The sequence below is a fragment of the uncultured Adlercreutzia sp. genome, from assembly GCF_958431955.1.
Lineage (GTDB): Bacteria > Actinomycetota > Coriobacteriia > Coriobacteriales > Eggerthellaceae > Adlercreutzia.
Genome location: NZ_CAUASN010000004.1, coordinates 26,663 through 46,461 on the forward strand (window position 1 = coordinate 26,663; position 19,799 = coordinate 46,461).

At 60.1% G+C, this 19,799-nt stretch carries 17 protein-coding genes and 1 tRNA gene; 4 read left to right on the forward strand and 14 right to left on the reverse strand.

What is annotated here, in order from left to right; genetic code table 11:
* Positions 1 to 76: 76 nt before the first annotated feature.
* On the reverse strand, positions 77 to 841 hold the full coding sequence (locus tag Q5064_RS02235; protein WP_302961922.1) for a GH25 family lysozyme: 765 nt from the start codon (positions 839 to 841) through the stop codon (positions 77 to 79).
* Between the two features lie 428 nt (positions 842 to 1,269).
* Here Q5064_RS02235 and Q5064_RS02240 point away from each other — a divergent pair, with 428 nt between their 5' ends.
* The 3 genes from Q5064_RS02240 (at position 1,270) to Q5064_RS02250 (ending at position 2,721) form a co-directional block, all read left to right on the forward strand.
* Positions 1,270 to 1,854: a MarR family transcriptional regulator gene (locus Q5064_RS02240; RefSeq protein WP_302961923.1), complete on the forward strand. Its 585-nt coding sequence runs from the start codon at positions 1,270 to 1,272 to the stop codon at positions 1,852 to 1,854.
* A gap of 67 nt (positions 1,855 to 1,921) precedes the next feature.
* On the forward strand, positions 1,922 to 2,446 hold the full coding sequence (locus tag Q5064_RS02245; protein ID WP_302961925.1) for a ferredoxin domain-containing protein: 525 nt from the start codon (positions 1,922 to 1,924) through the stop codon (positions 2,444 to 2,446).
* Between the two features lie 119 nt (positions 2,447 to 2,565).
* Positions 2,566 to 2,721, forward strand: a complete 156-nt coding sequence (locus Q5064_RS02250; protein WP_302961926.1) for a hypothetical protein — start codon at positions 2,566 to 2,568, stop codon at positions 2,719 to 2,721.
* Between the two features lie 363 nt (positions 2,722 to 3,084).
* Here the strand turns inward: Q5064_RS02250 and Q5064_RS02255 are convergent, their stop codons facing one another.
* The 3 genes from Q5064_RS02255 to Q5064_RS02265 all read right to left on the reverse strand — a co-directional run bounded on the left by Q5064_RS02255 (position 3,085) and on the right by Q5064_RS02265 (position 5,612).
* Positions 3,085 to 4,449, reverse strand: a complete 1,365-nt coding sequence (locus tag Q5064_RS02255) for a FibroRumin system radical SAM peptide maturase (protein WP_302961928.1) — start codon at positions 4,447 to 4,449, stop codon at positions 3,085 to 3,087.
* 455 nt (positions 4,450 to 4,904) lie between these two features.
* The gene (gene rhuM, locus Q5064_RS02260; protein WP_302961929.1) at positions 4,905 to 5,393 is read right to left on the reverse strand and encodes a virulence RhuM family protein; all 489 of its coding nucleotides are present in this window, start codon (positions 5,391 to 5,393) and stop codon (positions 4,905 to 4,907) included.
* A gap of 141 nt (positions 5,394 to 5,534) precedes the next feature.
* Positions 5,535 to 5,612 (reverse strand) — tRNA-Met (locus Q5064_RS02265).
* A 335-nt stretch (positions 5,613 to 5,947) separates the two neighbouring features.
* Between Q5064_RS02265 and Q5064_RS02270 the strand changes: the two genes are divergently transcribed.
* Complete coding sequence (locus tag Q5064_RS02270; protein WP_302961931.1) at positions 5,948 to 6,952, forward strand: DMT family transporter; 1,005 nt, start codon at positions 5,948 to 5,950, stop codon at positions 6,950 to 6,952.
* Positions 6,953 to 7,018: 66 nt separating this feature from the next.
* Here Q5064_RS02270 and Q5064_RS02275 read toward each other — a convergent pair whose 3' ends face one another.
* The 10 genes from Q5064_RS02275 to Q5064_RS02320 form a co-directional block, all read right to left on the reverse strand.
* Positions 7,019 to 7,756: a ferric reductase-like transmembrane domain-containing protein gene (locus Q5064_RS02275; RefSeq protein ID WP_302961932.1), complete on the reverse strand. Its 738-nt coding sequence runs from the start codon at positions 7,754 to 7,756 to the stop codon at positions 7,019 to 7,021.
* A gap of 15 nt (positions 7,757 to 7,771) precedes the next feature.
* Positions 7,772 to 8,299, reverse strand: coding sequence for a hypothetical protein (locus tag Q5064_RS02280; RefSeq protein WP_302961934.1), 528 nt, complete (start codon positions 8,297 to 8,299; stop codon positions 7,772 to 7,774).
* Positions 8,299 to 8,979 carry a molecular chaperone gene (locus tag Q5064_RS02285; RefSeq protein ID WP_302961936.1) on the reverse strand — a complete coding sequence of 227 codons (681 nt, stop codon included), beginning with the start codon at positions 8,977 to 8,979 and terminating at the stop codon, positions 8,299 to 8,301. Before Q5064_RS02285 ends, Q5064_RS02280 begins: the two co-directional genes overlap by 1 nt.
* A 22-nt stretch (positions 8,980 to 9,001) precedes the next feature.
* Positions 9,002 to 9,520: a 4Fe-4S dicluster domain-containing protein gene (locus tag Q5064_RS02290; RefSeq protein WP_302961937.1), complete on the reverse strand. Its 519-nt coding sequence runs from the start codon at positions 9,518 to 9,520 to the stop codon at positions 9,002 to 9,004.
* 27 nt (positions 9,521 to 9,547) lie between these two features.
* Positions 9,548 to 11,851, reverse strand: a complete 2,304-nt coding sequence (locus Q5064_RS02295; protein WP_302961939.1) for a molybdopterin-dependent oxidoreductase — start codon at positions 11,849 to 11,851, stop codon at positions 9,548 to 9,550.
* A gap of 190 nt (positions 11,852 to 12,041) precedes the next feature.
* Positions 12,042 to 12,704: a response regulator transcription factor gene (locus tag Q5064_RS02300; RefSeq protein ID WP_302961941.1), complete on the reverse strand. Its 663-nt coding sequence runs from the start codon at positions 12,702 to 12,704 to the stop codon at positions 12,042 to 12,044.
* Positions 12,643 to 13,575, reverse strand: a complete 933-nt coding sequence (locus Q5064_RS02305) for a hypothetical protein (RefSeq protein WP_302961942.1) — start codon at positions 13,573 to 13,575, stop codon at positions 12,643 to 12,645. The genes Q5064_RS02300 and Q5064_RS02305 overlap by 62 nt, the downstream gene beginning before the upstream one ends.
* A 330-nt stretch (positions 13,576 to 13,905) precedes the next feature.
* On the reverse strand, positions 13,906 to 15,264 hold the full coding sequence (locus tag Q5064_RS02310) for an ATP-binding protein (RefSeq protein ID WP_302961944.1): 1,359 nt from the start codon (positions 15,262 to 15,264) through the stop codon (positions 13,906 to 13,908).
* A 155-nt stretch (positions 15,265 to 15,419) separates the two neighbouring features.
* A complete protein-coding gene (locus tag Q5064_RS02315; RefSeq protein WP_302962031.1) occupies positions 15,420 to 16,844 on the reverse strand; it encodes an amidophosphoribosyltransferase in 1,425 nt (474 codons plus the stop codon).
* Between the two features lie 220 nt (positions 16,845 to 17,064).
* On the reverse strand, positions 17,065 to 19,788 hold the full coding sequence (locus Q5064_RS02320) for an AMP-binding protein (protein WP_302961945.1): 2,724 nt from the start codon (positions 19,786 to 19,788) through the stop codon (positions 17,065 to 17,067).
* Between the last annotated feature and the right edge of the window lie 11 nt (positions 19,789 to 19,799).

Sequence of the window (19,799 nt, forward strand, 5' to 3'; positions counted from 1 at the left end):
GTCTTGCAAAGGGGGACGCTGGGCGCCGCGGGCCGACGGGCGGCCGGTGCGGCGGCGTTCCATTATAGCGGCGCGGCTAGGAGGTTTGGAACCAGATGTTCAGGTCGGCGTCGGTGGAGATTCCGGGGACGGTGCCCTTGTTGGTGTACTGCCAGATGGCGAAGTTGAAGGTGACCGTCGGATCGTCGATGCCGTACTCGGCGAGCCACAACGGGTACTCCGCGCGCTCCTCCACCGACAGGCGCAGCAGGTCTTGCTGGTTGCCGTAGATCATCGGCGAGAACCCGGCCTTCGCAATGCGCTCGCAGAACGCCCGGGCGTTGGCGGAGAACTGCTCGGGCGGCAGGTCGTTGGCGCGGGCTCCGTCGATGTCCACCGGCTCGTGGTCGTAGGCCACCATGTGGAAGGAGACGCCCTCGTGCTCGGCCTCGCGCAGCTGCTCGATGGCGAAGGCGGCCTCCTCGCGAGCCTCTTCCTCGTCGATGGACTGGGAGAAGAAATACGCGCTCACGGGAATGCCCGCTGCCTGAGCGCCCAGGGCGTTGGCGAGGAAGTACTCGTCCACTCCCAGCTTGCCCTCGGTGGCGCCGCGGTTGCCGATGCGCACGAAGGCGAACTGCGCGCCGGCGCCAGCCACCGCGTTCCAGTCGACTTCGCGCTGGTGCTCGGACACGTCCACGCCCCACTGCGACCGCAGCTCGTCGTTCTCGTAGTACACGGGACGGCCGCCATCCCAGATGAGGTTGTCCCAGTTGTAGGGGCACGGCACCTCGGCGATCTGCCGAGCGGCCACGTTGGAGCTCTCCGAGCCGCATCCGGCGAGCAGGGCCGACAGCGCCACGGCGCTCGCCCCCACGAACGCGCGGCGCGTGATAAGCGCGGGCGACGTTGCGCGTCCGGATGCTTCCCCGACCGGCTGCGCGGATGCGCAACTGCGAGGAGCCATCGTTCGTGCCGGCACGGTAGAGCCTTCTTTCCCAGAGAACCTGTTTTTCACGGCGCTTATTGTAAACCACCCTGCGCCAGTGCGGGCGTTTTCACGCCGATCACAGATCGAGAAGCCCCGTTCGGCCCCTGAAACCGCAGGGGATGCCCCCTGGGGCGGGGAACGACGCGCCGCGCGAGCGCTTGTGCGTTCATCAGAAAACGGGTCGGTAAAAATCGGCTCTCGCATGGCGCCAAAAACGGAACGCGGCCCCTATGATGGGGGAGTTCCACAAGCCCCGCATCCACCGGGTGCGGTAAATTCCCTGATGAAAGAAGGATCCCATGGCTGAATCGACACTCGTTCTGCATCAACTGAAGACAGCGGCCAACTACAGTAAGCTGGCCATGCACAAGTGCGGCCCCCGCAGCTTCAAAGAGGGCCAGGGCGCCCTGGTGAAGGTGCTCTACAAGTTCGGCGACGGCAAGCTGTCGCTCGCGAAGCTGGAGGAGGTGCTCGGCTGGAGCGGCCGCGAGGTCATCGACGTGGCCGAGAAAGCCCAGGCCAACGGTTATGTCGCCTTCACCACCAGCAAGAAGGGCAAGCTATCGGTGAAGCTCACCGACAAGGGCGTCTTGGTAATCGAGAAGCGCCTGGCCGCCGAGGACCGTGCGGCCGAGGAGGTGCTCGCGGGCCTCTCCGACGAGGAGCGTGCCTGCCTGCTGAAGCTGTGCGGCAAGGTGATCGACACCTGCAAGGGGCTCGGCGTGGACTACCGCACCATCGCCGTGAAGGGCAACTCCGACCGCAAGCCTGGCAAGCACCACGGCTGCTGCGGCCACAAGCACGGCCACAGTCACAAGCATGGGCGGAAGTGCGACGGCAAGCGCGGACACGGCGACCGCAAGCCCAACTGTAAGCGCGACTAACTCCCCTCGCGGCCATCGTCGCGGTATCATGAGGCCCACCATCCCATCGAGAGAGGCGAGGCACCCCATGATCTACGACGAGCGCGCCATTCGAGAGGCCCAGGCGCTGGACATTGCCCAGAAGATGCTGGTAGCGGCGCGCACAGCGCCGAAGGGCAAGGGCGTCGACGTAGTGGAATGCGCCGTGGTGGACGGCGACACCATGGAGGAACTCGCGTGCGCCATGGAAGCCATCGGCCAGGAGCGCGGGCACCAGTTCTTCCTGCGCGATGCCGGCTGCGTGCGGCGCAGCCACTGCGTCGTGCTCGTAGGAACGCGCAGCAAGCCGCAGGGCCTGAACTGCGGCTACTGCGGCTTTCCCACGTGCGGTCAGAAGCCCGCGGAAGCCCCTTGCGAGATTAACGCCGTCGATGTGGGCATCGCCCTCGGCGCCGCCGTATCCCGCGCCCAGCTGTACGGGGTGGACACCCGCATCATGTTCTCCGCCGGCACCGCCGCCGCCCGCCTGGGCCTGCTCGGGGAGGGAGTAGGGCAGGTGTACGCCATCCCCGTGAGCATCAGCTCCAAAAGCCCCTTCTTCGACCGAAGCTAAAGCCGAGGCGCCACCGGCACCCCAGCACGCCCTCGAAAATAGATGCCGGTCTTGCCGCCTGGGCTTTAGGTGGCCCGGGCGTCAGCACTCATATCGACACTCGGGAAATCCCTGGCAACGTGACCCTCTCCATCGGGCACTTACGCATTGGCCGCGACAAGGATCTCTCCCTGCGCTATCGGGAAGACGGCCGCTGGGTTCAAGTGGGCGCTATCCAGCACTTCGCCGATGCAACCCTCGCCGCCATCAACGCCTACCGCAAAAACACGCTGTAGCAGCCTCCTCGCAGACAAGGCCGCGGATGTCTTCAAGATAGGCGAAGAGCTCGGCGCAGTCATATACAGGAATGGTCGAGCGCTCAAAATAAGGTCACGACGACTCCAGCGCGTTCTCGATGTCGTACTTCTCCAGCGTGCAGATGCGGGCCAGCCGTTAACCTTCAGCAATCGCAGCTTCACCGCACCCGCGAGCTGAGACCTGCCTCCTTCGGCCAGCAAATAGAACGCATTGGTAAACTACGAGGAGCTCATCCGCAAGTCAGCCTCATCCAGAAGGATGGTCGTGGGAGTTTGCTGCGCTATGCCAGAACGGGCGCAAGGACTGTAGTTCCTCGCGCCCGCCCTCGCCTCTATCAGTAGCTATCTTGAATGCTCTTTCAGAGCGGCAATCTTATAAAGATCTTTGACGAGGAACTCCAGCGTTTTCTTAGCATGAATGCACGATCGACTGTCTACACAATGAAGTCCCTTTTCAGGGCTGGCCGTCCTTGCGTTAACTGGACAGCCTCCTCCGCATATTCCGAGCGCCACGCAATCCAGGCAACTCTCTTCGTTGAGGGGCACCAACGCTGCCCACTTTTCCCAGAAAGGATGTCGGTTGGCGTTAAAAGTCTCATCCCAGATATCGGCCACATAGTTTTCGCTTTCAGCCATCAATCCCTGGCAAATGCCAATTCTCCCGTCTGGCGCAAAAAGAATTTGACCACCAGAAGTCGCCCCGCAATCCGAAAAATGAATCCTAGCTGATGCAAAAGCATTGAGCTTACGCATGATCCTGTCCTCGTAAACCCCATCGCCACGTAAAGCCACGAACGAATCGATTATGAACTGTGACGCTTTTTGATAGTAGGCGTCAGACTTTTCCTCATCGCCCTTGGCAAGCAAAACGTTATAGCCAAAACCCTTTACTCGATACTTTCTCACCAATTCGAGCATATGAGGTAAGTCATCAATCGTCTTTTCGGAAAGTGTAACCGAGAGAGAAGGTGCGGGAACATCAAGCGCGTTATACATCTCCAAAACTTCGATGACCCGAGTGTAGGTCGGCCGCCCTGCCTTATCGACTCTCATATCATTGGCTTCTGCGGTGAAACCGTCGATGGAGATGCTAACGGCCACACCTAGATCATGAAGCTTTAGAATCCGCTGTTCGTTGAGAAGCGTTCCATTAGTAATAACGGCAAACTGTGTGTTAGAGAGAACGGGCCTTTTTCTCGCAAGCTCCCTAACCCGCTCAACAACATGAACGAGAACATCAAATTGAAGTAGCGGCTCACCACCGAAGAAGATAATATCTGACTGCTCTTCTTCATAGTTCGTCGAGGAAAGTTCGAGCTGGCGCGCAAAAACATCTATGGCTTTTTCGGCGATCTCTCTTGTCATATTCTTCGTTGACGAGCTGCCGCACCCGCAGACATCACTACCTACAAAACAATATCTGCAGGCAAGGTTGCAGCTTTCGCTCAGAATAAAATACCCGAGTCTAACATCAGGCTCGGGTACATTCCCCCTGATTCGCGCTAAGATCTCCTCGTCTTCGCCCTCTTTCGCAGTGAGTATCTTTGTGCGCATCAGTTCGTCCCTGAGGACACTTGAGCATTCTCCCCGCAGAAATCGCTCATAGACCTCTCTGTCAAGAAACACAGGCTGCATTCTTAAAGAGTGCCACAGCGCAACGCATTCACCCAAATCGAACGCATGAGTAAACCTTGAGATCTTTTCCATATACAGAAGGGCCTTCCGTTTGCAATCGACGATTAATCAATCCAATTCTGGTCTTTAGGCTCTTCCGGATAGAGACGACCACAGCGGCAATGGCACGAACAATTGCATGCACAAGAACACAAGTGAGCACCTGCAGTATCCTGACCAATCGCACCATACATCTCCTGCAGATCCTCGGTCGTAATCGTAATCATTGTCTACCTCTTTCCTCGAATGACTATCTTGCATTTCGACCATCTAAAGTGATCGATTTAGCTAGAGTATCAAACGAGGGGGGGGGTCAAGAGAAAGCCAAATACAGCCCCTGCCTGGTACCGTGGGAGGAGCTGCCCGACCGCGCCAAGGAATGAAACCGCTCGGCCGTGCGCAGCATCCCCAGCCTGCTCGCCAGCGTAAACCTAGCCGTGGTGAAGTACTACCCCTCTAGCTGCTTGATGGCACGGTCGAAATCGCTTTCAAGCCGCGACGTAAATGCCCGTCACTTGCTGATAGAGGTTGCGCTCGCTGGAGCGGATATCGCGAACACGCTGAAGCAGCTCGCGGAAGTAACGACTGCGACCATCTTTGAGGCGGCGATCATCGAGCGCGAATCCTTTAACGGCGTGCTCCTTCAGAACCCGTGTAGCCCATTGACGAAAATGAGTTGCCTTGCGCGAGCTTACCCGATACCCTACCGGAATCACTGCATCGAGATTGTAGACATTGGCCAAGCGCTTGACCTGGCGACTTCCCTCTTGGCGAACTTGTTCCATTTTGGAACAAGTTGCGGCAGGATCCAGCTCCTCTTCCTCAAATATATTACCTAGATGTTTGGTGATTTCCTGACTGCTCATGCCAAACAACTGGACGATTTGCGCCTGCGTCAACCAAACCGTCTCGTCTTCAAGCTGAGCGTTCAGGCGGATATCACCATCGGGTGATTCGTAGATCTCGATATCGCCCATGGGACGCTCCTCAGAATGAGATAGTCATTCTTTTGAAGCCGCGCCCATTGGTAGGAGTCTGAATCCAGCCACTTTCCAGCCACTTTGCCCGAAGAAAGAGAAAAGGCCAGCACACTTATAAGTGGCTGGCCTGGTGTTTCTTGGTCGCGGGGGCCGGATTTGAACCGACGACCTTCGGGTTATGAGCCCGACGAGCTGACCAGACTGCTCCACCCCGCAATGGGTTGCCTCAAAAGGCAAGGGTATATGCTACGCCTCTCTCAGCCGATTGCAAGGAAAACTTCATCACCCGGGCCAATGAGCACAATTCCTGCACATTGCAGCGTTTTCCAGGGCGAAGCCGTGAAGTCGATCCAGAAAAATGGCCAAAACATGCCTCGAGTGAGCTCGCCAAGATGTAAAATTGCCACATTCCTCCCATCAAAACGTGCAAAAACGGCATTTTGGCAATCTGCGAAGCAAAATTCAGAGCTTTAGGCGCCCCCAAGAGCGCACTCGAGGTCCTTTTTGGCCAAAAAACAAAAACGACTTGTCGTGCTATCATGCTCGGCGCCATGTTTTCACAGCTCAGACAAAGCGGACTGCCCTCGTGGGCCTACAAAGCGGCGCTGCTCGTTGCGGCGGCCATTTGGGGCATGGGCACAGTCGTCATCAAATCCACGGTAGACGAGTTCCCGCCTTCATGGCTCGTGGGCGTGCGCTTCACGGGTGCGGGCATCATCCTGGGCCTCGTCAGCATCCGTAAGTTGCACAACTGTCTGGCTGCCGACGGCGCGGGCCACCTGCGCGACGGCGCCGTGCTCGGCGTGCTGCTCTTCCTCTCCTACTGGGCGAACTCCTCGGGGCTCACCGACACCACCGCTTCCAACAGCTCGTTTCTTACCACGCTGTACGTGGTCATCATCCCCTTTCTCAGCTGGTTCATCATTCGGAAGAAGCCCACGCGGTTCAATATCGTGGCAGCACTCGCCTGCATCGGCGGCGTCGCCTGTGTCGCCTATACCGGCGCCGGCGCGTTCTCACTGCGCTTCGGCGACCTCGTCACACTGCTCTCGGCGCTCTTCCTCAGCCTGCACGTGCTGTACACGGCGAAGTTCGCCCCCGGCCGCTCCATGACGGTGCTCACGGTCATCCAGTTCGTGGCAGCCGGCATCCTCGGCTTCATTGTCGGCGCCGTTACCGAGCCCACCCCGAACTTCACAAGCCTCTCGCCCGACACCTGGGTAAGCCTCGCCTACTTGACGGTCTTCGCCTCGTGCATCGCCCTCGGCCTGCAGAATGCCGCCGTAGCGCGGGTCAATCCGGCCCAGGCGTCGCTCTTCCTCTCCACCGAGTGTGTCTTCGGCGTAGTGTTCTCCATCGCCCTGCTCGGCGAGGTGCTCACCCCCTCGCTGTTCGCCGGCTTCGCCCTCATCTTCGTCGGCATCGTCATCAGCGAATACCTGCCCCTGCGTGCCGAGAAGAAGCGAACCCAACGCGCAGCCGAAAAACCGCCGACCCCCGAAGAAGCCAGCGCGCTCATTACCGATCTAGAAGAGGCCGAGACCTTTATGCGGTAATCCCCCGGGTGCCTCGCTATACGTTCCCGAAAATCCCTCATAGTATTCCCGATAACGAGAGCTACATCAGACAAGCTCCAGCTCTAAATCCGGCGAGACCGAGCATTCCGCTTGCAGCGCTCCCTGAACCCCAAGACCACAACGCGTTCTCGCCCACCGAGCAAGCCGCAAAATAACATAGAGCAGGAACACGCCACTATACAAAGAGACCGAAAAAGCCGCAGCTCCTCCCGTCATACTTGCCGGCAGAAGCAGCACTACCGCATGGACGGTCACGAGCGCAAAAAACGGGTAGGAAAGCTTCTGAATGGCCCGCCAGGTTTTTCCCTGCATACGACAGCGAATCAGACCAAACGAGGTGACGGTGAGCACGCCAAGAATCGCACATAGCAGCAGCGCCATCGCCAGTGCCACAGTCGTCGAACTCGCCGCCGTGCTGAACCCTCCCAGAGCAACACCAGCATAAACGCCCAGATAGCTCACCACATGGCACAGCACCAAGAGAGTCGCCACGATAGATAGCGAACCTCGCACCGGATTAAGATACTGGCGAAGACGAGAGCTCTCCGGAAGCACCCCAATGTACATCACTACTACGAACAGCGCATAGGGAAAGATGCATCGCCGCAAAAAAGGCAGCAGCTCACGGTAAAAATCGGGAGAGATATCCTCCAAAGCGCCCGATAGAAACAGCAGGTCAATCGCGACTGTCATGACGTAGAATACGCCGGGAATCCGAACCAGCGGCGTACGAAGCGCAAGGATAAGCGCTATGGCTAAGCCAAGAGCGACAAGAATATCCATGTTGAGCAAGTCTCCTTACTTCTTATCGGCGGAACTCGTCGCCAAAACGGCACCAAGGACCGCCAAAACGGCGCCGAGAAGCATTGCCGTCAAAACAACGAGGGCCGAGTCCTGCACCACCACAACAGGCAATGCTCCCAGCGCAAGCGAGCTCGCTATCGTACAAGGATAGAAAAGCGCACCGTAGACGCCGCCCACAACGAGGGCGGCCCGTTCCGAGGACTTGCGCAAAGCTCCATAGGCCACGCTGGCCACCGCCATGGGAGCGAGGGAGGACGCCCCCATGACAGGGCTCATCAAGAAAAGTAGCAGCGAGAACAGGGCAATCGCCGCTACCACTACGGAAAAGAGCAAACCCTTCCGCAAGCTGAAAGTGAGCGCGAAGGCAGAGAGCGGCGCCACCAAGACGGCATGAAACCCAAAAACCCACGGAAGCGCCTGGGCTGCCGGCCGAGTCATAAGCCCGAACGCCAGCAGTGCCGCAAGCAAGACCAGCGCCCCGAACACCTGACGAGCGGCGCCCCTCAAGGTTGGCGAAACCATTATTCACCAGAGCCTTCCGAAAGCCAAGCGCTGTCCTCGGCAACAAAGTCGCGCACGAACGCGGCCCAGCCCCGGTAATAGCTCCCCGGCGCCTCACCCACACGCTCGCTGAAGGCCTCAACCCAACGCCCCAGGTGCCTTGCAAGAAAACCAGCTTGGGCCCGATGCCAGCGTTCTGCTGTGTCGGCGTCACCTGTCTCGACAGCCTCAGATTCGCGCTGGGCCAGCTCAGCCATGAACTCCAGCTCATAGCCTATATGATCGTCGGGCACCTGGTTGCGTCGCGCCACAGCAAGACCGCAGCACTCATATTCGTCGCGCACCTGCTTGGTTGTCTCGGTAAGCAGTCGGCGCGGAGAGCCTCGATAGAGCGACTCGTATAGCGGTGCCAAAGGAGGGCGCGGGCCGACGAAGAGCTCGGCATACTCACTCCGCACCCGCGTTCCCAAAGAGCTGTCCTCCGAGTCGAGCGAGGCAAGATGGACCAGCAACGCATGCTCGCAATCCAGACTCCAGCCCTCACCTGCATCCAGTGCGCTTCGGGCGGCGCGAATGCTCTCGGACAATTTCTCGTCGGACGGCTCCTGGAGAAAGGACTGGGAAGCCAGCCCGTAGAGCGCTGATCGCCACTGTGCATACTCCGCGCGCCCACTGGCGTCCATAGCCGCAAACTCTCTCATGGCCGGCCTCCCTCCAAACTTCTTAAGCAATGGGGATAAAGCGCATATTGGGGTCGGTCGCCTCAACGGTGAATCCGACGCCTTCGGCCACGCCGCCCTGGGCTTCCAGATCCTCAATGGTGCCCACGGCAAGCACTTTCACCGGGCAAGCGTCCACACAAGCCGGATTCTCACCCTTGTCTAGGCGGGCGGCGCACATATCGCACTTCACCATGCGATCGTTCAAATCGTTCTCCTGAGGAGCACCGTAGGGGCAGGCCTTCGCGCAGGAATAGCAACCGATGCATACCTCGGGGTCGTGCACCACGATGCCATCCTCGCGCTTATGCACCGCGCCTGTAGGGCACACATCAACGCAAGCCGGATTGTTGCAGTGGTTGCAGGCCAGGGAAATGTACGGACCCTTCAGCTCAATCTGCGAGCTGGATGCTTGACGTGGGTAGATGCCGGGGGTCAAGCCGTGACGCGCACGGCACGCAGCTTGGCAAGTCTGGCAACCGATGCAGTACTTCTGGTCAAGAAGAAATCCCATCTGGGTCATTTCAGTATCCTTTCCACAAACAGGCGCTTAGGCCTTGGCGATCTCAACGAGGCAACTCTGGAAGGCGACACCACGGCCGAAATCAGCTTGGGAATCGGTGGTTACGCAGTTGACGTTCTCCACGCCAGTCACCGTCGACCAGGTGCTTTTGTACGTGCAGGCGGTGCCGGGCGCCATAACCCCCTCCATGACGCGCGCCTTGCGACTCAGCGAGCCACGATCGTTGTAAACAGTAACCTCGTCGCCATCGCTGATGCCGCGAGCCTGAGCATCGGCCTCATTCAGGTACACATAACTCTCGCCGAACAGCAGGTTGTTGTCTTCCATGTTGCCGAACACGCCGTTCAGGAACTCCTTTGCACTGGGGCTCACCAACGCAAGCGGATACTTGGCGAACAGCTCGGGAGCCTGCGTCTCGCTCTCAGGATCCGGCGTGTAAATCACCGTACGCGTGCCGTGATCAGCCTTAAGCTCATCACAGGCGAACTGGAACTTCTTGGAGGGGGTATCGAAGCCCTCCTTCAACTGCGCCTCCCAGGTCTTGGGGGCCACATCATACCAGCCGTTTTTCACCAGATCATCGTAGGTATAGTCCTTGCCATCGAGGAAAAGAGCCCGCATGTCGTCATAGGTGCGGCTGAACACCGCATCGTCATAGCCCATGGCCTGGCCGAGCAAGTTGCACAGCTCCAAATTGTCCTTGCACTCGCCCAGAGGCTCGATAACCTTCTCGTTGAAGCAATCATAATTATGGCCGTAACCGCCGTTGAACTCCTCATACTCGAAGAAGGTCGGAGCCGGCAGCACAATGTCGGCGTATTCCACCGTCGGCGTCACAAAGATATCGTGCACCACCGTGAACAAATCCTCACGCTCGAGGCCCTCGCGCACCAGGTTCTGATTCGGGTTGGAAACCATGGGGTTGCCGCCGAAGATCATAATGGAGCGAATAGGATTCGTGGCAAAATCATGGCCCTCGCCATAGTTCACACCCGTCAGCACCTTACCGAGTGCCGGCGAGGAGTAGTTGCGAATGGTGGAGGCATCGGAGGATTCTGAGGGGACGGTCTCGGTGAACATCTCCAGATTTGCCGCCGTATTCACCCCGTACCCGCCCGAGCTCGTCATGTTGAAGTAGCACTCAGGGTGACCGATAAGACCAGTGAGCAGCTTAATGGAGATATGGCTCATACCGCCGTTGTTGCGACGCCCCAACTGCAGGCCCGTCTTCAGGCAAGCGCTCTCTCGGTTCTCCCACAAAAGCTCGGCAAACTGGCCAACCTGCTCAGCAGGAATACCACATTCGGAAGCTACCTTGTCGGCCGTCCACTCCGCGGCAGACTTGGCGTAGTCCTCATAACCGATGGACCACTCTGCGATGAACTGCTCATCAATTTTGCCAGCATCCATAAGGTACTTGGCTACGCCGAGCGCAAAAGCGCCGTCGGTACCAGGCTTCAACTGCACGTGCAGATCAGCCCACTCGCATTCCGGAACACGCACTGGATTCACCACGGCAATCTTGCCCCCGGCCTTGTGCATGTCTTTGATGAATTTCATGGTGTGCAAGCTGCCCGCGGAGGGGTTGTGCGCCCAAGAAATGTACAGATCCTTGCTAGCAATATCCTCAGCCCTCATCACGGTAATAGACCCCGTCGTATAGGGAAGCGAGAACACATACCCGTTGTTGCACATGCTCGCTTCGTGATAGGTGGCGCCCATCTTAAAGAAGAGAGGCTCAAGGCAGCGGCGATGAATAGCGCCCTGATTGCCCTGATAGCGGAACCAAGTGATAGCTTCGCCACCGTTTTCGGCAATAATCTGCTTCCAAGTATCAGTGATGGCCTGAATGGCCTCGTCCCAATCGATGCGCTCGAAGGTGCAACCCGGGCCCTTCTTGCCCGTACGCTTCATGGGATAGAGAATGCGGTCCTCGCGATAAACGTAATCGACGTAGTTCTGAGTCTTCACGCATAAACCGCCGGCTGTATAGGGGTTGCCCTTATCTCCACACACCTGCACGAGGCGCCCATCGACGACCTTGCTCATAATCATGCAGGTGTCGAAGCAATTGCGCGAGCAAGCGCTGTGATGCCATTCGCCCTCGGCAGTCTCTGCCTCATATTGATAGCCAATGGCGGAAACATCGCCTTCGCCCGTCTCGGCCAGCTCGTCGGCTGCCTGCTGCTTAGGGGCGCAACCCACCAAGCCCGCGCCAGCAACCCCCAGCGACAGGCCCGCCAAGGCCGACCCTTTCAGGAACCCACGGCGGCTCACCTTTCCTCCTTGAGCAGAGCCGGACATCAGAGTAATGCCCTGATTCTCTTTCATCACTTCTCCTCCTCGCATCTTAGGTACGCAGGGTCGCGGTCTCTCGTTCCCCGACCGAGGAGAAGTATTGCTTAGGCGATATTTTCGCACATCCTAACGAGTTTGGGATTTTGCGATTCTCCCTTAAATGGCATCCCAAAGTCTTTAGGATGGGCGAAAGAAACACCTGGTCGGAACCTCGCTATTGGCTCTATTCGGAACCCTTCGCAATGAGCTCCTGGCGCGTGCGGACGCCCACCTTCTCGTAAATATGCTTCACGTGGGTCTGCACGGTGGACTGGCTGATGCACAAAAGCTCTGCGATAGCGGGCACGTTGCGCCCCGAAAGCAGCAACTCTGCCACTTCCGATTCACGGGCCGAGAGCCCGTACCGCTCAACCCAGTGCGCGACAATCGCCGACGGCGTAGAGCCTGGGCGACTGTCGCCCGCAGAAACCTCTGCCACGCCCATGGCAGCACGTGATGCGCTGGCAACGGCACCTGTCTCTGGCGGAGTCGCCCTCTGCTCCTGAGCTTGCTTCGCCAGAGCCATTTCAAGCTCTGCTTTTTGGAATGTGGTATTCACGCGCATGATAGAGAGAATAACAGCAATGACAATGGCGTTGGCACATACGAGCAGCAGCACGGTAAGAGTAGAAGATTGCACCGGGACAATGAGTAGGCCGGCAAGCAGGCCGACGGCCTCCGCCATACTCAAGATGGCGAAACCGCAGCCAAACAACATGCGCGACGAGTATCCCCGGCGTCGGCAAATGGCCGCAAAGTGCGTAACGAGCTGCACCTCGGCAATATTATGGGCCGCAAACACCATAGCGAAAGCAAGTATCTGCACATTCGAATCGATAACGGCCACTACGGTAATGCCCGCGAACGTCAACGGTACGAATATCCAAAAACGTCTTCACTGCCGGTAATCGCAGCACGTAGGTGAGCACCGCGAGCACGAGCGAAACGATGACTATCAGTGCCGCCACCGAAAGCGAAAACGTCAGGAAGTCGGAACCTTGAAACAAACGCGAGACAGCCAGGGGCCACATCAGGCCAAATGTAAGCCACAGCACCGATGTGTACGCAGAGATCTTCCACTTGGTAAAGCGGCTACGTGCCGGCTCCTCCACCTGCGGCAGGAGCGGTTTTTGAGATTCTCCGCCTTCGTGAACACGGCGATAAGCCAAATCATGCAGAAGAACCATGCCGCATGCCAAAGGCAACAGCACCAGCACGGGCACGGCAATGGCTACGGCGTTGTTCGCTACCAGCGCATAGACAACCGCACCAAGAGCCATAGCCACGGGAACGACCCTCATGCTTAGGCGAACACTCAAGCTTCCATCCATTTTTCCGAACGCCAGAGAGAGGCACGCATCGCCCAGGCCGGCAAGGGCAAAACCACCAAGACCAACTGCGAATGCCCCGGGGAATGTGCCATTGGCTACAACCGCAAGCAGCACGCCTGCCATAGCGGCACCTGTACCGAGCTGGATAATCGCTTTATCTGAAGGCATCCGATCCGCTGCGCGCGAACAGAAGAACACGCCCACTGATCCTACGGCAAACGCGAGCAGAAAAGCCAGACGCCCTCCAGCCAGCAGCCCATAGGCATCAGTCGCCCGAACTACTGCAACGGGCGAAAAGAACAGCCCCATCCGCCATGCGAAAAGGAAGGCCTGACCACACAGGCGCAGAGGGGGAAGTTGAAGTCGCGTACTCATGACTAGTAGCATAGCATCCTCATGCTCGAAACGCACGACTAACTTCCCCCCAGCCCCTCCACTCGGGAAAATATCCCCCAGTTTTTAGGATGGAACCGATTAAGGAAACTTAGAGTTCCTTGGTGGAACTCAGTAGATTCCATCTGAATCCGTGAATTATGTTGCAAGTCCTAAGAATCGAATCCACGGATTTTGGGCATCTGGCAAAATCTTTGTCAAATATCGGCGGGAGTTACAACCATCCAACTCTTTTTATCGTTCAGCAACAGCAAAAGTTCGCCTTCGAAATAGAACTCTTCTTTCGTCCTCCCTATCGTGGGGCCCCGGCCAGTGCCTCCGTTTTTATGCCTCTAGCAGCCACTTCCAGGCAGGGCGAACCCTGACGATTCCTTCCTCTACCGGTACATCTAATTCGTCGTCGAACGTTAAAATGAGCGCTTCCTCTTTGTGGAAGCGTTTCATGGCTTCTCGCAGAGCCGATACCTCGCGCTCTCGAGTTTTCGGGCTGCCCATATCGAAGCATACTTGGACGAGCGTCGATACTTCATCGAGCGCAGCATCGCCTTCGATGAAGTCGATCTCTTTGCCCGAGCAGAGCTTCAACATGGCAATATCGCCGAGCCTTCCCGTGCGGCGACGGCGACGCAGTTCCAAATAAATTGCCGTCTCGAAGGCGAAAGTCAGCCCGTCGTCTGTAGCGATAGACGATGCCCAATAAAGCCCTGGATCAGCTGCGTACAGCTTCAAACCGCCAAGCCGAATCTTCTGAGCCGAATAGCTGAACTCGAACACTTGATATACCAAGTGAGCGTCTTCGAACGCATCAATCAGCTCGGTCACACCAGCACGACCCGGTGAATAACCGGCTTCGCGGCTTTTGTTGTCCAGGCGCGAAATAGACACATCGCGCGCGCTTGACGTAAGCGCCGTGCGCGACAACGAGCGGGCAAAAGCCGCGTTCGAGAACCCGAACCGCTCCACCACGTCGCGCGCTACCGTCAGCTGGGCATAGCTCTGCAGAAGCTGGGCGCGCTCCAAATCATCGAGCCCTTGGGCCGCGGGAAATCCGCCTTCCACAAGGTATTCGCGCAGAGACTTCTTCAGCGAGGAGGACAGCACCTTGCTATCCAGCGACCCGCCTACCGGCTCCTCCCCCCGAGCACGCAGATACTCCCGGAAGCTATAGGGCAAGAGCTCATAGGAAATCGAGCGTCCGCGAAATTCCGTGGACACGTCTTCCGAAAGCATACGCGACGACGATCCCGTAACATAGAGGCACACCTTCTCGGTATCGAGGATACGCCTCACCGTGACATCCCACGCAGGGACATCCTGCACCTCATCCAAGAACAGATAAGCCCCCTCCTTCCGGGCGCGCGGGTGCAGTTCGTAAAACTCTTCGATCACTTCGTTTACCAGCCCGTCCGGATAGGGGCGCAGACGATCGTCGTCGAAGTTGAAATAGCAAACGCACTCAGAACTCACTCCCGATTCCAACACGGCAAGAAGTTCCTGATACATACGAAAGGTCTTGCCCGACCGACGCATGCCCACAATCACCTTAGCGGTAGAGCCAATCTTAGGCCTCCGTATTTTTCCGAGGGGCAAGTCACGCGGAACCAATTCCTCGGCAACAGCCGGGAGTACCTGACTTTCAAAATCGTTCAGCAGATATCGAATGGTGGCGCGATAGCCTTCCATAACACCCTCCTCGGAGAATATCCCGAAACTGTCACAGATTTTAGCAGTTTTTTCTTAAATCTGTAAATATCTGTTACAGGTTATGAAAATAGGAAAAGACGAGCCGATCATTCGGCTCGCCTAAGAATTTAGCCTGAGAAAGCGATCAAGCGCCGCTATTCCCGGCCGTCCCAGCAGTAGGTGCAGATCTTCTCGGGATCGATGCCGATGGCCTCGATCATGCCCTGGAGGCTCTGGTAGCTGAGGGAATCGAAGCCCATGTCCTCGCAGATGGTCTTCAGCAGGCACTGGCCGCGCTCGGTGTTCGCGTCGGCGTACTCGGCCAAATGATCCAGGCCCTCCTCGCCTTCCAGCTGATCCACCACGCGGCGCGCGATGAGGTCCATATCCGACTTGCTCGACGAGAAGCTGAGGTACTTGCAGCTGTACATGATGGGCGGGCAGGCGCTGCGCATGTGCACCTCGGCGGCACCGGAATCGTACAGGAAGTTCACCGTCTCGCGCAGCTGGGTGCCGCGCACGATGGAGTCGTCCACGAACAGGAGCTTCTTGTCGCGGATGAGCTCGGGCACGGGCACCTGCTTCATGTTGGCGATCTTGTTGCGCAGATCCTGGTTCGCCGGCATGAACGAGCGGGGCCAGGTGGGCGTGTACTTGATGAACGGGCGCCCGAAGGGCATGCCGCTTTCCGTGGAGTACCCGATGGCATGCGGCACGCCGGAGTCGGGCACGCCGGCCACGTAGTCCACCTCGGGGCACGCGCCGCGGCCGGCCTCGTCGCGGGCCATGATGGCGCCGTTGCGGTAGCGCATCACCTCTACGTTCATGCCCTCGTAGTTGGAATTGGGATAACCGTAGTACACCCACATGAACGCGCACATCTTCATCTCGTCGCGCGCCGGCGAGAGCACCTCCACCGCATCGGGCGTGAGCCGCACGATCTCGGCCGGCCCCAGCTCGTACTCGTCGTGATAACCCAGCTTGTGGTAGGCGAACGATTCGAAGGCCACGCAATGGCCGTCGCCGTCGCGCCCCACGAGCACCGGCAGGCGTCCCATGAAGTCCCGGGCGGCGATAAGGTCGCCGTTGTCGGTCATGATGAGCAGCGTGAGCGAGCCGTCGATCTTCGACTGCGCGTACTGGATGCCGGATACCAGGTCGTCCTTCTGGTTAATGAGCGCCGCCACCAGCTCGGTGGCGTTCACCGCGCCCGAGCTCAAGGCCATGAACTGGCTGTTGCGTGCGGCGAAGTACTCCTCCACCAGGGCCTCGGCGTTGTTGATGGCGCCGATGGTGGTGAGCGCGAACGTGCCCAGATGCGAACGCACGAGCAGCGGCTGCGGGTCGGCGTCGGAGATGCACCCGATGGCGCTCGTGCCGTGGAACCGCACGATGTCGTCCTCGAACTTGGTGCGGAAGGGCGTGTTCTCGATGGAGTGGATCTGGCGCTGGTAGCCGTCCTCGTGGTCGAGCACGATCATGCCCGCGCGCCGCGTTCCCAAATGGGAGTGGTAGTCCACCCCGAAGAAAACGTCCATCACCACATCGCGCTGGGAAACTGCCCCGAAAAAGCCGCCCACGACATCCTCCATCTCGGAAAGCCTGACTGACTCCGTTAGTATAAATGGTGCGGCTGCGCGAATGTTAATCAGCCGTTAAAAGGACGAAAGAATCTGTGAGAGCGCCGGCGCCGGCCCGGCAGCCTTCGCGGGAGAGCGCGCGGACCCGACCGTGAGCATCGGCAGCATCTCAGCCGTGCGCCCGACCCGGCCCCGCGCCCCGTGTCGCGTCCGCCTCCCGCTACTCCACGACGAAACGGCGCTGGCGCACCTCGGCCAGGGCACGCGGCGCCAAGTCGCACCCGATGCCCCACTCGTGGCCGGGGGAGTTCAGCGTGATGATGCCCTGGGGCGCCTCGTAGGCGGGCACGGTGAGGTCGGCCTCGAAGTAGCGGGCCGTGGCGCCCAAATCGCCGGGGATGACCACACCGGGCAGCGTTTGGAAGGCGGCGTGGGCGAAGCGCGAGATACCCGTGTCGTACATGCCGCTCATGCACACCTCGCGCCCGCGCGAGAGCGCCTTGTGCACGAACTCGAGCGAGCGCTGGATGCCGCCGAACTTCCCGATCTTCACCATGGCGCAGCGCAGCTCGGGGAAGTCGAAGATGCGGTCGGCCTCCTCGGCGTTGACGAACGACTCGTCCACGCACAGGGGCATGGCCAGCGTATGCTGAAACGACGCCAGGCGCGAGAAGGCGTTCTCGTGGCTGCTCACGCCGGCCGCGTCCAGGTTCAGCGGCTCTTCGATCCAGCCGATGTCGAGCTCGTCGTAGGCGCGCAGCTCGGCCATGTGGTGCAGGCTGAAGCTCTGGTTCGCGTCCAGGGTGACGAGCAGCCCGGGGAAGGCCCGGCGCACCGCGCGCACGGCGGGCAGCCCCTTGCCGGGGGCCACCTTCAGCTTCACGCGCTGGTAGCCCTCCCGCACGCAGGCGCGCACGTCGGCCACCGTCTGGGCCGGCGTGGCCATGCCCACCACCGCGCCGCTGTACACCTGGCGCGGGCGGGTGCGCCGGGCGGGAAGGGCGGCCTGGCCCACAGCGGGCGGCTCCTCCTCACAGAAGGCCGCCAGGCGCGTAAGCCGGTCGAACTCCTCGCCGAGCAGCGCCCACAGCGGCTGCTCGCACACCTTCCCGTACAAGTCCCAGCAGGCCATCTCCAGCGCGCTCATGGCCATGGGGAAGCGCTCGGCCCCCTCGGCGGACGCCAGATCGGCGGCCACCTCCCGCGGATGCAGGTACGTGCCGGCGATCACCCGCGGAGCCAGTACCTCGCGTATCATGCGCACATCATCGTCCAGCGTCTCGGGCAGATACCAGTCGGTGTCGAACGAGGTGCACTCCCCCAGGCCCACCCGGCCCTTCTTGTCCACCACCTCCACGATAACGAGCTCGCGGTAGGTCAGCGTCTCCTTGGGCGTCTTGAAGGGCTTGGTGAAGGGCAGCCGCACCCGGTGCAGGATCACGCGCTTCACGTCGATATGCTGGCGGAAGAGCCCCTCGCAGGCCGCGCGGTCGATCTTGCCGATGCCCGAGCGGGGCATCTCGTCCACGATGCAGATCTGCTCGGGAATGTAGAGGCGCGACAGCCGTCGGGCCAGCGCGTCCTTGATGATGGCCGCCGAGAGCGGGGGCGCGCCGGGCGCGAGCTCCACCACGGCCGCCGGGCGGCGTCCCCAGCGGGCGTCGGGCACGCCGAACACGTAGGCGTCGGCGATGCCGGGAATGCGCACGAGGGCGTCCACGATCTCAGCGGGGTACACGTTCTCGCCGCCCGACACGAACATGTCGGCCGTGCGCTCGCGGATGTAGAGGCAGCCCTCGTGCAGCGCCGCGGTGTCGCCGGTGAGGAAGAAGCCGTCCACGGTGAAGGCCGCCCGCCCGTTCGCGTAGCCCGAGAACACGCCCGGGCCCCGCAGGGCGAGCCGCCCGAACCCCTCGGCGTCGGGCTCGACGATGCGCGCCGAGTAGCCCGGCAGAAGCCTGAGGCCGCCGGTGAACTGCGGGGTGATGAGGGTGTTCGCCACCTGGCTCGACGTTTCGGTCATGCCGTAGCTGGCATACACCCGAGCCCGTGCCTCCAGCGCGCGGCTCACCGTGTTCGCGTTCAGCGGGCCGCCGCCGAGCAGCAGGCAGTGGTAGCCGGAAAGCGCGTCCGGCCGCGCGTTCAACATATCCTGGAGCATCTTGTCCACGACCGAGATGTGCGTGGCGTGCAGCTCGACGGCGTCGTGCAGGATGCGCCCGGCGTCGAAGCGCTCGTACACGCGCAGCGGCCAGCGGCTGCACACGCTGCGCACGAGCACCTGGAAACCCCCCACGTGGAAGAAGGGCAGCACCGCCTGCCACAGCCCCCGCGTGAGCGTGCGCGGCGAGAGCACGCGGTTGGAGGCCTCGGCCGCCTCCACCAGGTTGCGCCACGTCAGCTCGGCACCCTTCGGCTTGCCGGTGGTGCCCGATGTGAACATGATGAGCGCCCGATGACCGGCGTCGAAGGTGTGGGCCGCGCGCTCGGCGAAATGGATGGCGTCCTCCACCACCCCGCCCAGCGAGTCGTCCACCCGCCCCGAGGGGGACTCGCCGCGCAGAAGCGAGTTGCACACCTGCTCGAACAGCCGCGGCTCGTTGCCCGCGTTCACCCGATAGGCGATGCGAATCCCGCAGCGCTCCAGCTCGAGCGTGCGCGTGAGCTTCTCGGCATCGGTCAGCCGGTGGTTCAGCACCACCAGGCCGAAGCCGCCGTAGGCCGCCGCCAGGACGAGCATCACGTACAGCGGGCAGTTCGGCAGATCGACCGCCACCATGTCGCCAGGGAACACCCCCTTGTCGCGCAGGCGGCGCGCGAGCTGGGCGGCCAGGAGCCGCGTTTGGCGGTAGGTGAATGTCATCTCCTGCCCCGCCTGGTCGACATAGGAGAAGAACACGGTGTCAGGACGCGCCTGTGCGGTGCTTTCAAATATGTCGATCATGGAGCTTCACA

What these genes read in the sequence shown, in the direction of transcription:
- Q5064_RS02285 (WP_302961936.1), bottom strand. Translation starts at nt 8,979, where the DNA reads ATGAGAGAGTTTGCGGCTATGGACGCCAGTGGGCGCGCGGAGTATGCA.
- Q5064_RS02255 (WP_302961928.1), bottom strand. Translation starts at nt 4,449, where the DNA reads ATGGAAAAGATCTCAAGGTTTACTCATGCGTTCGATTTGGGTGAATGC.
- Q5064_RS02310 (WP_302961944.1), bottom strand. Translation starts at nt 15,264, where the DNA reads ATGGAAGGCTATCGCGCCACCATTCGATATCTGCTGAACGATTTTGAA.
- Q5064_RS02275 (WP_302961932.1), bottom strand. Translation starts at nt 7,756, where the DNA reads ATGGATATTCTTGTCGCTCTTGGCTTAGCCATAGCGCTTATCCTTGCG.
- Q5064_RS02305 (WP_302961942.1), bottom strand. Translation starts at nt 13,575, where the DNA reads ATGCTACTAGTCATGAGTACGCGACTTCAACTTCCCCCTCTGCGCCTG.
- Q5064_RS02295 (WP_302961939.1), bottom strand. Translation starts at nt 11,851, where the DNA reads ATGAAAGAGAATCAGGGCATTACTCTGATGTCCGGCTCTGCTCAAGGA.
- Q5064_RS02270 (WP_302961931.1), top strand. Translation starts at nt 5,948, where the DNA reads ATGTTTTCACAGCTCAGACAAAGCGGACTGCCCTCGTGGGCCTACAAA.
- Q5064_RS02280 (WP_302961934.1), bottom strand. Translation starts at nt 8,299, where the DNA reads ATGGTTTCGCCAACCTTGAGGGGCGCCGCTCGTCAGGTGTTCGGGGCG.
- Q5064_RS02245 (WP_302961925.1), top strand. Translation starts at nt 1,922, where the DNA reads ATGATCTACGACGAGCGCGCCATTCGAGAGGCCCAGGCGCTGGACATT.
- Q5064_RS02240 (WP_302961923.1), top strand. Translation starts at nt 1,270, where the DNA reads ATGGCTGAATCGACACTCGTTCTGCATCAACTGAAGACAGCGGCCAAC.
- Q5064_RS02290 (WP_302961937.1), bottom strand. Translation starts at nt 9,520, where the DNA reads ATGACCCAGATGGGATTTCTTCTTGACCAGAAGTACTGCATCGGTTGC.
- rhuM (WP_302961929.1), bottom strand. Translation starts at nt 5,393, where the DNA reads ATGGGCGATATCGAGATCTACGAATCACCCGATGGTGATATCCGCCTG.
- Q5064_RS02320 (WP_302961945.1), bottom strand. Translation starts at nt 19,788, where the DNA reads ATGATCGACATATTTGAAAGCACCGCACAGGCGCGTCCTGACACCGTG.